This window comes from Paraconexibacter antarcticus (genome assembly GCF_024220175.1).
Classification (GTDB): Bacteria; Actinomycetota; Thermoleophilia; order Solirubrobacterales; family Solirubrobacteraceae; genus Paraconexibacter; species Paraconexibacter antarcticus.
This window is the reverse complement of record NZ_CP098502.1, coordinates 759,176-773,072: the sequence shown is the minus strand read 5'-3', so window position 1 is coordinate 773,072 and position 13,897 is coordinate 759,176. Positions and strand designations below refer to the sequence as shown.

General features: G+C 72.5%; 12 protein-coding genes. 7 read left to right on the top strand and 5 right to left on the bottom strand.

The features are described 5' to 3' along the window. Positions 1-2: 2 nt before the first annotated feature. Entirely contained in the window at positions 3-914 is a 912-nt protein-coding gene (locus tag NBH00_RS03765) for an amidohydrolase family protein (protein ID WP_254572014.1), read from the bottom strand. 127 nt (positions 915-1,041) lie between these two features. Next, on the bottom strand, positions 1,042-3,519 hold the full coding sequence (locus tag NBH00_RS03760) for a putative bifunctional diguanylate cyclase/phosphodiesterase (RefSeq protein ID WP_254572013.1): 2,478 nt from the start codon (positions 3,517-3,519) through the stop codon (positions 1,042-1,044). Positions 3,520-3,645: 126 nt separating this feature from the next. On the opposite strand from NBH00_RS03760, the gene NBH00_RS03755 reads away from it, so the two are divergent. Both NBH00_RS03755 and NBH00_RS03750 read left to right on the top strand, forming a co-directional pair. Beyond that, a complete protein-coding gene (locus NBH00_RS03755) occupies positions 3,646-4,179 on the top strand; it encodes a hypothetical protein (RefSeq protein WP_254572012.1) in 534 nt (177 codons plus the stop codon). Between the two features lie 91 nt (positions 4,180-4,270). Further along, on the top strand, positions 4,271-5,302 hold the full coding sequence (locus NBH00_RS03750) for an IS110 family RNA-guided transposase (protein ID WP_254569497.1): 1,032 nt from the start codon (positions 4,271-4,273) through the stop codon (positions 5,300-5,302). A 204-nt stretch (positions 5,303-5,506) separates the two neighbouring features. Here the strand turns inward: NBH00_RS03750 and NBH00_RS03745 are convergent, their stop codons facing one another. Next, positions 5,507-6,229, bottom strand: coding sequence for a GntR family transcriptional regulator (locus tag NBH00_RS03745; protein ID WP_254572011.1), 723 nt, complete (start codon positions 6,227-6,229; stop codon positions 5,507-5,509). A gap of 83 nt (positions 6,230-6,312) precedes the next feature. On the opposite strand from NBH00_RS03745, the gene NBH00_RS03740 reads away from it, so the two are divergent. From NBH00_RS03740 to NBH00_RS03730, 3 genes are all read left to right on the top strand, one after another. Next, positions 6,313-7,422: a chloride channel protein gene (locus NBH00_RS03740; RefSeq protein WP_254572010.1), complete on the top strand. Its 1,110-nt coding sequence runs from the start codon at positions 6,313-6,315 to the stop codon at positions 7,420-7,422. Positions 7,423-7,434: 12 nt separating this feature from the next. Further along, on the top strand, positions 7,435-7,674 hold the full coding sequence (locus NBH00_RS03735) for a hypothetical protein (protein WP_254572009.1): 240 nt from the start codon (positions 7,435-7,437) through the stop codon (positions 7,672-7,674). A gap of 177 nt (positions 7,675-7,851) precedes the next feature. Further along, entirely contained in the window at positions 7,852-8,283 is a 432-nt protein-coding gene (locus NBH00_RS03730) for an ATP-binding protein (protein WP_254572008.1), read from the top strand. Here NBH00_RS03730 and NBH00_RS03725 read toward each other — a convergent pair. Then, positions 8,280-8,615 carry a hypothetical protein gene (locus tag NBH00_RS03725; protein ID WP_254572007.1) on the bottom strand — a complete coding sequence of 112 codons (336 nt, stop codon included), beginning with the start codon at positions 8,613-8,615 and terminating at the stop codon, positions 8,280-8,282. The genes NBH00_RS03730 and NBH00_RS03725 overlap by 4 nt on opposite strands. Positions 8,616-8,673: 58 nt before the next feature. On the opposite strand from NBH00_RS03725, the gene NBH00_RS03720 reads away from it, so the two are divergent. Further along, on the top strand, positions 8,674-9,144 hold the full coding sequence (locus NBH00_RS03720; protein WP_254572006.1) for a carboxymuconolactone decarboxylase family protein: 471 nt from the start codon (positions 8,674-8,676) through the stop codon (positions 9,142-9,144). A gap of 10 nt (positions 9,145-9,154) precedes the next feature. Continuing rightward, positions 9,155-10,039: an RNA polymerase sigma factor SigJ gene (sigJ, locus tag NBH00_RS03715; RefSeq protein ID WP_254572005.1), complete on the top strand. Its 885-nt coding sequence runs from the start codon at positions 9,155-9,157 to the stop codon at positions 10,037-10,039. 447 nt (positions 10,040-10,486) lie between these two features. Here the strand turns inward: sigJ and NBH00_RS03710 are convergent, their stop codons facing one another. Further along, complete coding sequence (locus NBH00_RS03710; protein WP_254572004.1) at positions 10,487-13,888, bottom strand: hypothetical protein; 3,402 nt, start codon at positions 13,886-13,888, stop codon at positions 10,487-10,489. Between the last annotated feature and the right edge of the window lie 9 nt (positions 13,889-13,897).

Here is a 13,897-nt window from a genome sequence, read left to right as displayed (position 1 = left end):
GCCTACAGGCCGAAGAACTCCGCGGCGTTCTCGCCGCGGATCCGCCGCTTGCTCTCCTCGCGCAGCGGCAGCTCGTCGAGCTCCGCCAGGCAGCGGTCGAGCGGGAACCCGTTGGTGCCGAGCATGATCTTGTGCCGGAGCTGGCGATCCATCGCGCGGACGAGCTCCGCGTCGAGCGTCTTCGGGAAGTAGGCCGAGATGTCGCCGTAGACGTTGGGGTGCCGCCACAGCATCGAGATGAACTCCCCGGTCCACGGCCAGCCGGTGTGGGACAGGTTGATGCGCAGGTCCGGGAAGTCGATCGCCACCTCGTCGACGAGCATCGGCCGGCCGACGTCGGACGGCAGGGGCTCGGCCGAGTGACCGACCTGCAGCCCGACCGGGATGCCGAGCTCCGAGCACTTGGCGTAGAGCGGGTAGCAGCGCCGGTCGTTGGGCGCCATGCCGAAGGTGATCGGGTGGAAGTACACGTACCGGAAGCCGTGCTCGCGCACGAACGTCTCGATGCGGCGCAGGCTCTCGTCGATGCGCCACGGGTTGTAGCCGGCGCCCCCGATGAAGCGGTCGGGCGCGGCGGCCACCGCCTGCGCCACCACCTCCTCCGGCATGTCCATGATGAGCTGCTGGTGCGAGCGGTAGGAGTACATCTTCAGGCAGGCGAGCACCACCGCGTCGCAGCCGGAGGCGTCGAGCTGCGCCACCGCCTCGTCGATGTGCAGCTCCGGGTCCGGTTCCGTCGGCGGGTTCGCGACGTCGACGACGCGCCCCCACTGGGTGGTGACCTTCCCGTCCCGCAGCAGCGGGCGCAGCGTGGTCCGAACCATCGTCTGGAACTCGTCGTACTGGTACTCGGTCCCCGACAGGCCGGGCGCCACGAAGGGCGCGTAGTTCATGACGTCGATCACTCCTGGCATGGTCCGGCGACGGTACGACGCGGCCGCCCCGTCCACCAGTCACCATCGGGCGGACCGCCTCCCCCCTCAGCGGGAGACGGTCCGGGCGCACGCCGGCCCGGGCGCCCTCCCCCGGCGCCGCGCGCGGTCAGCTCGTCGCGGCCCTTCCGGCGGGCGCGGGCGGCTTTCGGAGCAGGTGCGGGAGGACGCGGTCCAGGGCCTCGGGCCGACCGAGGTGATAGCCCTGCGCGGCGTCGACGCCGAGGGCTCGCAGCAGGTCGGCCGTGGCGTCGTCGCCGACGAACTCGGCGATCGTGCGGGCGCCGAGCCCGCGGGTGATGTCGACGACGGCGCGGACGACGAGCTGATCGCTGGGCGTCGTGCAGAGGTTGCGGATGAACTCGCCGTCGATCTTCAGGTGGTCGAAGCTGAGGTGCTTGAGGTAGTAGAACGAGGCGAAGCCGGCGCCGAAGTCGTCGAGGGCGATCTGGCAGCCGAGGCTCCGCAGGTCGCGGGCCAGCGCCTGGGCGCGCTCGATGTTCGTGATGGCGGCGGTCTCGGTGACCTCGATGATGAGGCGGCCGGGGGTGATCGGCCGGCGGTCGAGGAGCGAGGCCACGTAGGCGCTGAGGCTCGCGTCGGTCATCGTCTTGCCGGAGACGTTGACCGAGAGCGCGAGGTCGATGCCGGCCGCGTGGCTGTCGGCCAGGAGGGCGACGGCCTGCGCGAGGACCCACTGGTCGATCGGGGTGATGAGCCCGAACCGCTCGGCGTTGTAGAGGAACGTGCCCGGCGGGATGAGGTCGCCGTGGTCGTCGGGGAGGCGCAGCAGCAGCTCGAACGTCGGCGGGGTCGCCCGGCCGAGTGAGACGATCGGCTGCGCGTGGAGGACGAAGGTGCCCGCCTCGACCGCCGCGGACAGGCGGCGGTTCCAGTTCTCCCGGACGGTGAGCCGTGCGTGCTGGAGGCCCGTGCGCTCGTAGATCGAGTAGCGATCCTTGCCCGCCTCCTTCGCGTCGTACATCGCGACGTCCGCCTCGACGACGAGCTCGTCGGCGGTGACGTCGTCCTGCGGCGTGAAGAGCGTGATGCCGATCGAGACCGAGACGTTCGCATGGCGCTCGTGGCTGACGACGACCCCGTCGCGCCGGATGCTCGACAGGAGCTTCTCGGCGACGCGGACGGCGTCGGCCTCGTCGCTGCGGGTGAGGATGAGGGCGAACTCGTCGCCTCCGACGCGGGCGAGGATGTCGGTCGTGCGCACGGCGGACGCGAACATCCGGCCGACCCGGGCGATGAGCTCGTCACCGGCGGCGTGCCCGAGCGTGTCGTTGACCCCCTTGAACCCGTCGAGGTCGAGGAACAGCACGGCGCCCGGCTCCCGGTACCGCGCCGTCTGCGCGAGGCAGCGCTCGAGCTCCTCGGTGAAGCGCCGCCGGTTGAAGAGGCCAGTGAGGGCGTCGTGGTCGGCGAGGTGCTGCAGCTGCCCCTCGTAGGCCTTGCGCTGGGAGAGGTCGGTGAAGTTCGCGACGATGAGGCCCGGGTCGTCGTCGTGGGCGGGGATGACCGCGGCTGTCACGAGGGCCCAGACCGGGTGGCCGCCGCGGTGCATGAGCCGGACCTCGGCCTCGACCTTGTCGGCGGTGTCGCGGGCGAGCTCGGCGAGCCGTTCGGCGAGCAGCCGCTGGTCCTCGGGGTGCGTGTACGTCGCCAGCGGGTTGCCGGTGAACTGCTCCACCGGCTGGCCGAGCAGCTCGCTCATCGCGTCGTTCGTCGAGACGAAGCGCGCGGTGCCGTCAGCGTCCACGGAGAGCAGCGAGACGCCGATCGGCGCGGCGTCGAAGGCGGTGCGGAAGCGCTGCTCGGCCTGGAGCAGGGCCGCCTCCATCGCCTTCTGACGCGTGACGTCCTGCACCGTTCCGGCGACGGCCACGACCGTGCCCGCGGCGTCCAGCACCGGACGGACGTGGAGCTGCAGCCGTGCCTCGGAGCGGTCCTCGCGGATGAGTCGGCAGCTCGTCTCGGCCGCCTGCCCTCGCCCCGCGCGATCGATGGCCACGCGGACGTCGCCCTCGTCGTCCGGGTGGACCGCCGACCAGCGGGCGCGCGGATCGTCGCCGGGCTCGAGCTCCAGGATGCGCCGGAACTCGTCGGAGGTCTCCCACTCGTCCGAGGCGATCTCACGCCGCCACGAGCCCATCTGACCGATGGCCTGCGCCTCGTTCAGCGCCTCGTGCTCGGCGGCGATCGCGGCGTCGACCCGCGCCTGCGACATGTCCCGGAACATCGCCGGCGTCTGCAGCAGCCGGCCGAAGGAGGAGCGCAGGCTGAGGTACACGACGCCGACGCACGCCCCGAAGATGTCCCAGCCGGCCATCGGCCAGCCGAACGCCCGGCGCATGGCCTCGCCGTGGGCATCGTGCCCGACGAGCGGGAGCAGGAGGTGCACCGCGTGCGAGCCGTGGTGCACCGCGCACGTGAAGAAGATCAGGGCGGTCGCGACCCCGAGGGCGTTGCTGCGGACCTGGTGGGTGCGCAGCAATCCGCCCGCGATGACCCACACGATCCCGAAGTAGCACGCCGCGATCAGCGCATTCGCGCCGGCAGCGATCGGCCACACGGCCACGCCGATGACCACCGTCAGGCCGATCGCCGTGTTGCGCGCCGGGCGTCCACGTGCATGTCATCGGCAATCTGTCCATCCGACTTGAGCGCGCTCAAGGTGGCGGCGCGCCATGCCGACAGGGACGCGATGAGTCCGGTGGTCTCCTCTGCCGACGAGCTCGCGCTGGAACCCCGGCTCCTCCTCCGGGGCGTCACCGCCGCCCTCGCCGTGGCGGCCGCGCTCTGGCACGTGACCGGCGCCCTCTCGCTCCCGGCCGGCGCGGACGCCGCCATCCTCGTCGCCCTCACGACCGCGGCGGCGCACGTCGCGTGGGCCACCTGGCTCGTGCTCCGCCCGAGTCGCGCGTGCCTGACGGTCGGAGCGCTCGCCTCGGCGGTCATGCTCGTGGGCTCAGGGGCGCTCGTGGTGCTCGTCGGTAGCGGCGGGCAGGGCGCGGCGGTCCTCATCGGCCTCGGCGTGCAGCTGTCCCTCCTGTGGCTCATCCTCGTCGCCCGGCAGCCCGCCACGCCGCGGGTCGTCCTGGCGACGGCGCGCAGCGGCGCCGTCGCGGCGGCCCTGCTCTTCAGCATCGCGGCGGCGGGCGGCGTCCACGATCATCCCGCCACCGCCTCCGGGCCCCGGACCGTCGCCGCGCCGGCCTACCTGTGCCATCTGCTCTGAATGTCGTGAAGGAGGGCCTCCCGGTGGCACGCTCCAGCGTGTCACCGAAAGAGCAACCACGAGGAGGCCCGCTCACATGTTGCATGCTGGATTGGATCTCAGCCGCAAGCGGCTGGACTATTGCCTGCTCGCCCCGGATGGCGAGCAGATCGAGGCCGGCGCGACGCCGCCGGACGCTGACGGGCTGCGCGGGTTCGCGCGCGGCGTAGAGACCCGGCATGGGCCGGTCCTAGTGCGGGCGGCGATCGAGTCGATGAACGGCGCCCGGTTTGTCCATGACGAGCTTGAGCGGCTCGGATGGGAGGTCGAGGTCGCCGACGCGCAGAAAGTCAAAGGCCTCGGCCCGTTGGCGTGCAAGACCGACCGGATCGACGCGTGGGTGCTCGCCGAGCTCTCACGGCGTGACCTGGTCCCCGCGGTGTGGCTTCCGGGCTTCGAGCAGCGCCAGGAACGCGAACGCGCGCGCTGGCGCCTGTTCTTGGTGCGCAAACGCAGCTCGCTGAAGCACCGCATCCACGCGCAGCTGCTCGCGTTCGGCCATACCTGCCCGGTGTCGGACCTGTTCGGCGCCCGCGGCCGCAAGCTCCTTGCGCGGCTCGAGTTCCCCGAGCCGTGGCACTCAGGGGTCCTCGCCGCGGTGCAGATGATCGACGAGCTCGACGCCGAGATCGCCGCGATCGACAAAGAGCTCAAAGCGCTCGGGGCCGATCACCGGTACATCCCGCTGCTGATGAGCGCCCCGGGGATCGCGTGGATCCTCGGGTACACGATCGCCGCGGAGATCGGCGACATCACCCGCTTCTCGAGCCCGAAGAAGCTCGTCGGCTACACCGGCCTGTGCCCACGCGTCTACCAGTCCGGCAACACCGACCGCCGCGGCCCCTTGACCCACGCCGGCCCGAAGTACCTGCGCTGGGCCTTGATGGAAGCCGCCGTTCACGCCTGCCGCCATCAGGTCTACGCCGCCCGCTACCAGGCCAACAAGAAGCGCCTGGGCAAACAGCGCGGCGCCAAGGTCGCCCAGGTCGACATCGCCCGCCGGCTCGCCGAGGCGATCTGGCACATGCTCACCCGCAACACCACCTTCGCTCCGGCAGGCGCCACGCGCGCTCTGGCCGCATAGACGGCCCTCTCTGAGATGCGCCACCGGAGCGATGCCCCTACAGCACCTGGTCCTCACACGATGAGGCGATAGAGAGTCGAGCCCCTGCTCCACGACCGACCCAGAGGACAACGACCCAGAACCCACACTTGACACCTCACCCTCCTTCATAGAGAGCGTCGTGACGGAGGCCGTCCGGCGGCACGCGCGGGCGGGGCACCGCCGTCAGGCGACCTCGGCCGGGACCCACGGGACCCGTGCGGAGCGGGCGAGCTCGAGGCTGATCGTGTAGCGGTCCCCGCGCACGATGCTCGTCCGCCACTCGACCGGCCGGCCGCCCGACCGCGTGAGCCGGGCGATCGAGAAGGCCGCTTCACCGCGCGGGAGCCTCAGCGTCCGGCGGTCCTCGGCGGCCGGGATGACGGGCCTGATCTGCTCGCTGCCCCCGTCGACCTGGAGGCCGGCGGCGCGCAGCAGCTCGACGTAGATGCCGGTGTGGCTGAGGTCGGCCTTCATGAGCGACGCGGCGACACGCGCCGGAAGCCACGCGCGGTCCAGCGCCAGCGGCTCCTCGTCGGCCAGCCGCAGCCGCTCGATGTAGACCAGCCGCGCGTCGGGCGCCAGCCCGAGGCGCTGCGCCACCGGACCGTCGACCACGCGCTCGCGCGCCTGCACGACGCTGCGCTGCGCGGCGCCCTGCGCCTCGATCTGCTCGTACAGCGACTCCAGGCTGCCCCCGACGTGCTCGAAGCCGCGGACCGTCGTCCCGCGGCCGCGGGTGCGTTCGAGCAGACCCTCGTCGCTCAGCCGCCGCACGGCCTCGCGCACCGTCTGGCGCGAGACCCCGTAGCGCTCGACCAGCGCGCCGTCGGTCGGGAAGCGATCGGCGAACTCGCCGCCGGCCAGCCGCGCACGCAGGTCGTCGAGGACCTGCGCCCAGAGCGGCATGGGACTCGTGCGGTCGATCAACCCCGGCGCCCCGAGTTGTACGTACAATCGGACAACATGCGGTCAAGCGTACTCCCCCGCCGGTGACCGGTCGCGGCTCGCACCAGCCCAACGTCCCGGGGCGCGGCATCGTCGCCGGCTACGGGGCGCGCTTCTGGGCACTCGTCTGCGGCATCGGCGTGGCGGCGGGCCTGGCCGCGGCGGCCTACCTGGAGCTGCTGAAGGCCGTCGAGCACGCGGCGTGGCCCCGGGACTCAGGCTCGTTCGTGCACGCCGTGGACGTCGCCGCGCCCTCGCGGCACATCCTCGTGCTGCTCGCGGCCGGCGCCATCGCCGGCAGCGCGATGCTCATGCTGCAGCGGCTCTCGAGCTCCGGCGGGGGCGAGGTCTCCGAGGCGCTGTGGCTCCGCGACGCGCGCCTCCCCCTGGGCTCGAGCGCGCTGCGAGGCGTCGTGTCGATCGTCACCGTCGGGATGGGCGCGTCCCTCGGGCGCGAGGGCGCGCCGCAGCTGGCGGGCGCGGCGGTCGCCGGCCGGGCGTCGGAGCGGATGGGCGTCTCCGCGTGGCAGCGCCGCCTGCTGGTCGCCTCCGGCGCCGGCGCCGGCATGGCGGCGATCTACAACGTGCCGCTCGGCGGCGCGCTGTTCGCGCTGGAGGTCCTGCTCGGCGCGGTGACCCTCCCCCTGGTGCTCCCCGCGCTGGCGACGACGCTGGTGGCGACGATCACCGCCTGGGTCGCCGTCCCCGACCACCCGACGTATCACGCCCCGATCTTCGGCGTCAGCGCGTCACTCGTCCTCTGGGCCGCGCTCGCCGGTCCGCTGGCCGGTGTCGCCGCGGTCGGCTGGGTGCGCCTCATCGCCCGCGTCAACCGCCTGCGCCCCAGCGGCTCCGGGCGTGTCCTCGCGCCCATCGTCGTCTTCACCGCGCTGGGCGCCGTCTCGATCGCCTACCCGCAGCTGCTCGGCAACGGGCTGGACATCGTGCAGCTCTCCGTGCTCGGGGAGCTCTCCTTCGGGCTGCTGGCCGTCCTGCTCGTGCTCAAGCCGCTGGCCACGGCCGCCTGCCTGGGCAGCGGCTCCCCCGGCGGCCTGTTCACCCCGACCCTCGCCTTCGGCGTCCTCCTCGGCTCGGTGCTCGGTCACCTCTGGGGCCTCGCCTGGCCGGACGCCTCGCCGGCAGCTACGCGCTGATCGGCGGCGGGGATGCAGGGGCCGCTGTCGGCCGCGGTGCTCATGCTCGAGCTCGTCGACCAGGCCGACCGGCTCGTCGTGCCGATGCTCGTCGCGATCGTCGGCGCGACCGTCGTCTCGCGGCTGCTGCACGCCCCCTCGATCTACTCCGCCCGCCTCTCCGAGGACGAGCCGCCCGCGGACGAGCCGGAGCCGTTCTTCGAGGTGCCGGGCTCGGCGCGGCTCGGCCACACCGGGCCGGAGCCGCGCTGAGAACCCCGTGAGATCCCGGAATGCGGTTCATGCCGACGCGCCATATTGCTCGGAATGCGACCCACCGGGGCATGACACGAGGCCCGGCCGGGTACACCGTCCCGGTCGCGACGGGAACGCCGCTCGCGTCGATCAGCCGGGACGAGGGGCACACGCAGTGCAGCGAGCGGGATCGATGTGACCGACGACGGACGACACCCCACCCCGCCCCCGGGCCGGCCCTCACCGCACTTCCGCGAGGACTTCCCGGCGCACCCGAACTCCATCGGCACGATCAGAGGACGGTGTCGCCGCGTCGCGGCCCAGCTCGGAGCCTCCGACGATCGCCAGGAGGAGATCGCCCTCGCGGTGACCGAGGCGGCCACGAACGTCGTCCTCTACGCCTATCCGGGCACGCTCCGGGGGCTCATCCACCTCCGCACGGCCTCTCCCGCCGTGCGGACGCTCGAGATCACGATCGCCGACACCGGCGTGGGGCTCGGCCGCACGCCCGTCCCGGGAGGCCTCGGCCAGGGCCTGCTCATCATCGAGCAGGTCACCGACTCGCTCGTGGTCGGCCCGAACACGCCGTCCGGCACCACCGTGCGGATGCGGTTCGAGCTCCCCTAGTCGCCGCGCGGGTCCTCGTCCTCGGCGATCGCTCCCGCCAGGTCGCGCTTCTCCACGACGACGTACGACCCGTGCCGCGAGACGACCGTCTCGACCGCGTCGATCTCATGACCGTCCACGACGAAGAACCGCCTGGGTTCGCTCCGCACGCGCTCGTACTCGCGCAGCGACAGCTCGATCAGGTCGCTGCACCCGATCCGCCCGCACTCGCAGCAGAACGGGACGGGCTCGGAGGCGTCCACGGAGCCGACCCCCGCCCGCAGGCTCTCGTTGACGTTCCGGAACGCCACCTCATTCCCGGCCACGCGCTCCTGGAACAGTTCGTCGCTCACCGCGCGAGCCTATCCGGCGCGGGTGTCACAACGAGGGGCGCCGGGCCGTCGAAGGAGCATGACCACCACCGAGACCCATACCCACCCCCAGCCGCGCCTTGACCCGTTCGGGCTCGCCGGCTCCGTCGCCGCCGCCATGGCGCGGGTCGAGGAGCGCATCAAGCTCGATCCCGCCCTGCGCGAGCTCATCAAGCTGCGGGCCTCGCAGATCAACGGCTGCGCCTACTGCCTGGACATGCACTGGGCCGACGCGAAGGCCGCGGGCGAGAGCGACGTCCGCCTGGCCCAGCTCAGCGCGCACGCGGAGAGCCCGTACTTCGACGCCCGCGAGCGCGCCGTCCTCGCCCTGACCGACGCGGTCACCCTCGTCGCCGAGACGCAGGTGCCCGACGAGGTCTGGGACCGCGCCGCGCAGCAGCTCGACGAGGTCGAGCTCGCGAACGTGCTGCTCCAGATCGCGGCCATCAACTTCTGGAACCGGGTCGCGGTGGCGTCCCGCCTGGTACCGGCGAGCTGGACCGCGGCGTAAGGTGGCTCGCGTGGCGTGTTCGGACCCGCTCTCCGGCCCGAGGCAGACCGCGTTCGCGATCGCCTACCGCATGCTCGGCACGGTCGCCGACGCCGAGGACGTGACCCAGGAGGCGACGCTCCGGCTCTCGCGCCAGGACGCGCCCGTGCACAACCCGGAGGCGTGGATCACGACGGTCGCCACGCGCCTGTCGATCGATGCCCTGCGGGCGGCACGGACCCGTCGCGAGAGCTACAGCGGGCCCTGGCTGCCGGAGCCGCTGCTGACCGACCCGGGCCCGGGCCCGGTCGACCACGCCGAGCTCGCCGACACGCTGTCGCAGGCGCTGCTCGTGACGCTGGAGCGGCTGACGCCCGTCGAGCGGGCGGCGTTCCTCCTCCGCGAGGTCTTCGACTACGACTACCCGCGGATCGCCGAGATCATCGACCGCAGCGAGGCCAACGCCCGCCAGCTCGTCGTCCGCGCCAAGAAGCACATCGCCGCCACCCGGCCGCGGTTCGACCCCGACGGCGCCGCCCGGGAGGCGCTCGTCGCCCGCTTCACCCAGGCGGTCGAGGACGGCGACCTCGCCGCCCTGGAGGCGTTGCTCGCCGAGGACGTCGTCCTGTGGGGCGACGGCGGCGGGCAGGTCGTGGCGGCCCTGATCCCCGTCCGGGGTGCGGCCCCGGTCGCGCGCTTCCTCACCTTCACGACCAGACGCCGGCGCGAGTGGGAGCCGACCTGCACCGAGGCGGCGCGCGTGAACGGCCAGCCCGGCCAGATCGTCCGCCGGGCCGACGGCACGGTCTACTCCGTCCTCGCCCTGGACGTCTGCGGCGGGCGGATCGCCGCCATCCGGATCGTGCGCAACCCCGACAAGCTCGACCACCTCGCGCGGCCGTCGGCCGGCCGGTAGCGGCGCGCCGACCCCATGCCGCTCCCACGCTGGCGGCGGTCCGGCACGCCTGCAGCGAGCTACGGCAGGAGCGATCTATCGGGCCGTCAGGTCCGCCTGCGAGCTGTAGCGGCGTCGCCCGCTTGCTCTTGCCACGCCAGCGGGAGGAACACGCGTGTGCGTCGATCCCGGCGATCCGCGAAACGCGCAAGCCTCGTCGCGACAGACTCGAACGACCCGACGAAGTCGCGTCAGAGGAGCGACGCCGCCGGCTTGCGGCCTGCCCTCCGCAGAGGGGCCGCGACACGCCCGGACGCGCGCGCCGCCGCAGTATCGAACGGCAGCGGATCAAAGTCGGCCTCCGCCTGCTGCAGGTGTGCCGGACGGGCCGCCCGCTCACCCTCGTCGACCGCGACCAGCGGACCGACCTCCAGCGTCTTGTACCCGTCGCTCGGGGCCTCGCGTGCTCTAGTGCACGACCGCCCGCCCGACGGTGCCGCGACGCCCGTCGGCGCCGACCGGGGTGACCGTGACCTTTGCCCGCACCCCCTTCTTCACCTTCGGAATCGTCAGGCCGTGCTTAGGGGCCTTGACCGTGCGCAGCAGCCCACGACCGTCGGAGAGCAGGACCTTGACGGTATAGCTCTTTGCACCACGCGCGCCCGCGAAGCGGATGGAGAGCCCACCGCCGGTGCGGGCCACACGCAGTCTGCCGACAGAGCCGGGCCGCGGGATCGCGGGCGCGATGTAGTGGGCGACCTCCGGCGAGACGTATGGGAGACCCCCGCGCGTCGCCTGCGCCAGGATCTGGCGCGATCCGCCGGGACCGTTGCCCGAGGTGAACCGCAGCGTCCCGGCCGCGCCCTTGGCGGTGCCGATCGGGACATCCCCCGCCGGGCCGCGCTCGACAAACACGATCGTCGTTCCCGGCGCGCTGTTGCTGACCTGGTAGCGCAGGGTCCGCTTGCGGCCCGTGCCGCCCAGCCGAGCGCTGACCTTGGGCGTGGCGTAGCCCCGCGAGACCTGGAGCGCCGCGATGGCCGGCGACGCGGCGGCCGGGACGAGGGTGTACGTCCCGGCCTTCGGGTGAGCCAGTCCGACGAACGTCGTGTTCGACTGTGGGACGCCCGGGATGGTCGCGGCCACCGTCCCCCTGGCCTTCGGATCGCCGAACGGGACGACCGCGCCCGCCGGATCGAGCAGGCTGACCTGTGGCGCGCCGCCGGCGCCGGCCACGGCGACCGTGTAGGAACTGGCTCCGGCCGGGACCGTGAACGTCTGCCCGGGCGGGCCGCCGCCCGCCCGCGGGACGGCTCGTGTGCCGGCCGGTGCGCCGTACTGGTCGGCGACGCAGTCGAGGAAGTGGACCTTGATGCTGTAGAAGGCGTCGTCCCAGTCGTGGGAGATGCTGCCCGGGGCGCCGAGGCACACCGCCAGTCCGCGCTGGTTGGCGGCGACGGCGACGCGGTCGCAGAAGCCGAACGCGCAGGCGTTCGCGTCGATGCTGCCGCCGAACGCCTTGCCGATGATCCCGAACTTCAGCGCGCCGGAGATCCCCAGACCGGGCGGGCTGCCGATCGTGACGTCGGCGAGGATCCGCAGGGTCCCGTCGCTGGAGTAACGGAAGAACGCGTGGGCCAGGTCGACCCCGAAGACGGAGCCCGAGCCGACGATCTGCACGACCACCGGGGGGCCGGTTTCGATCCGGAAGTCGCCGCGCACCCCGATCGCGTACGAGTTCGGTGGGGCGATGGGCTGGAAGCCGAACGTCACGCCTCCGGTGAACACGATGGGATCGAGCTGGAAACCGATGCGGATCTCGTTGAGGAAGACGTCGCTGAACACGGGGATGCCCGGGAACTCCGCGACCTTGAAGTCGCCGCCGTTGAACGAGCCGCGCGCGAAGTGCAGCTCCGCTCCGACGGTGACCCCGGGGCCGGGGACGATCAGCTGCGCGCCGCCGTCCCACGTGTCACCGTTGGACATGTACTGCACGTTGGCGTCCTTGAGCTCGACCGCACCGATGTCGACGTCGGCGATCGCGAAGTTCAGCGTGTCCAGGTGCAGCCCGCTCTTGGTGTCGACGACGAGGTCCGCATGGCCGGTGATCCCCCCGAAGTAGTCGGGCATCTTCAGGTCGACCGGGATCCGCACACCGTCCGAGGTCAAGATCACCACGGCGTGGGCGCTGATGCCGAAGCCCTCGACGTTGGCGGCGAACTTGTCCATCGGGAGGTCGAAGAGCGTCGCGCCGTCGGTGGCTCCCGCAGGCACCGCGACGTGCAGCGGACCGTGCCACAGCGTCACGGGATTGGAGCCGGCGCCCTCGGCGATCACGCTGACGGCGCCCTGGGTGTCGATCGTGTGGGCGTGGGGATCGATGAAGATCCGCGCACCGGCGTCCGGGACGATCTGGAGCCCGTTGAGATTGATCGCGCTCTCGGCGACCCCGGCCCCGCTGGACGGGTGCTTGGGGTCGCGCAGGAAGCAGCCCGCCGTGGCCTGTATGTCCACGGTCCCGAAGTGGATCTGCGAGCACGCCACGAAGCCGGCCTGGTCGCCGCTCGGAGGGCCGCTGCCGCCGGCGGCGAGGCCGAGGCCCGGGTGGCCCGTGGGACCGATCGGGCCGAACTGCCCGGCCAGGATGCGGCCGTTGTAGACCGTTGGTGCGTCCTTGGCGTCGCGCAGCGCGACGAAGCCGCCGCCGTCGGCCGTGGCGGCCACATCGAGCTCGCCGAGATCGCCGCCCGGCACGCGCATCACGAGCTGGTCGGGGCCCCAGGCGCGCCCGTCCGGTGACGTGCGCACGTGGACCGATTCGTCGGCGCCGTCGATCCAGGCGGCCGCGAACATCCCGCTCACCGGGTCGGCCGACAGGGTCGGGGACCGGGCGGGCTTCGTGGTGAGGAGCTGAGGCGGTCCGGCCGAGCCGCCGCCGGAAGCGATCGAGCGCACCGACAGGGCGCCGTTGGCGGTGCTTGGCTCGGTCAGCAGCGCGATGCCCCTCGGGCCGCCGGCGATCCGCGGCTGGTCGGCGCCGGCGACGCGCAGCGTCGTCCACTGCGCGGCGTCGTTGACGCTGCCGTTGCCCGTCCACTCACGCACCGTGATCGTCCCTGAGAAATCCGAGAACGCCGCGATCGGGCGCGTGCCGTCAAGCCCGAGGCGCCCGTTGCTGGCGTCCTGCTTGTCGGGGCGCAGCGACAGGTTCGCCGTGTCGGTCGTGAAGCTGCCCGCCGGAACACCCTGGAAGACCGTGCCTCCGGTCTGCACCGAGGAGATAAGGCCGATCGAGGGCACATCTCCCCCGTAGACGATCGCATCGCCCGACGGGTCCTGGGTGCCGATGACCCCGGCGCCCGGGTTGGCATCGGTGGGTCCGGTGAACGTCGCGCCGGCGTCCTCGGACGTGTACAGGTACACCGGAGTCTCCGTGATGCTGCCGCCCGTGATCGGCACGCGGTTGCAGCAGCGTGAGTCGAGGACCAGCAGCTCGTTGCCGACGGCGAGCGGGAAGGGGCCGTCGAAGTCCTGGTTGGTCTGGGGGTCGTTGCCCGCCGCGGGCTGATTGGGGGTCAAGGTCGCCCCCGCCACGCAGCCTTTTCCGCCTCGCAGCAGGCGGCACGTGCGGATCGTGTCGGCACCGGCGCCGCTGGGCTCGGCGAACACCACGTGGGCAGAGCCGGCGCCGTCGACGAAGACGTGCGGGGTGTTCCCGCTGGGCTGCAGCACCACGGGGGGTGGTGGCTTGGCCGGCACGAAGTTCTTCGGGATCCGAGCCGGCTTGTATCCCGGAGAGGTATACGTGGCCGTGCGCCTGCCCATCGCCGCCGGCGCGGCGGCCAGGGCGACCACCACCGCGACGACCATCGTGCTGCA

What these genes read in the sequence shown, in the direction of transcription:
- NBH00_RS03765 (WP_254572014.1), bottom strand. Translation starts at nt 914, where the DNA reads ATGCCAGGAGTGATCGACGTCATGAACTACGCGCCCTTCGTGGCGCCC.
- NBH00_RS03755 (WP_254572012.1), top strand. Translation starts at nt 3,646, where the DNA reads ATGAGTCCGGTGGTCTCCTCTGCCGACGAGCTCGCGCTGGAACCCCGG.
- NBH00_RS03745 (WP_254572011.1), bottom strand. Translation starts at nt 6,229, where the DNA reads ATGCCGCTCTGGGCGCAGGTCCTCGACGACCTGCGTGCGCGGCTGGCC.
- NBH00_RS03735 (WP_254572009.1), top strand. Translation starts at nt 7,435, where the DNA reads ATGCAGGGGCCGCTGTCGGCCGCGGTGCTCATGCTCGAGCTCGTCGAC.
- NBH00_RS03720 (WP_254572006.1), top strand. Translation starts at nt 8,674, where the DNA reads ATGACCACCACCGAGACCCATACCCACCCCCAGCCGCGCCTTGACCCG.
- NBH00_RS03710 (WP_254572004.1), bottom strand. Translation starts at nt 13,888, where the DNA reads ATGGTCGTCGCGGTGGTGGTCGCCCTGGCCGCCGCGCCGGCGGCGATG.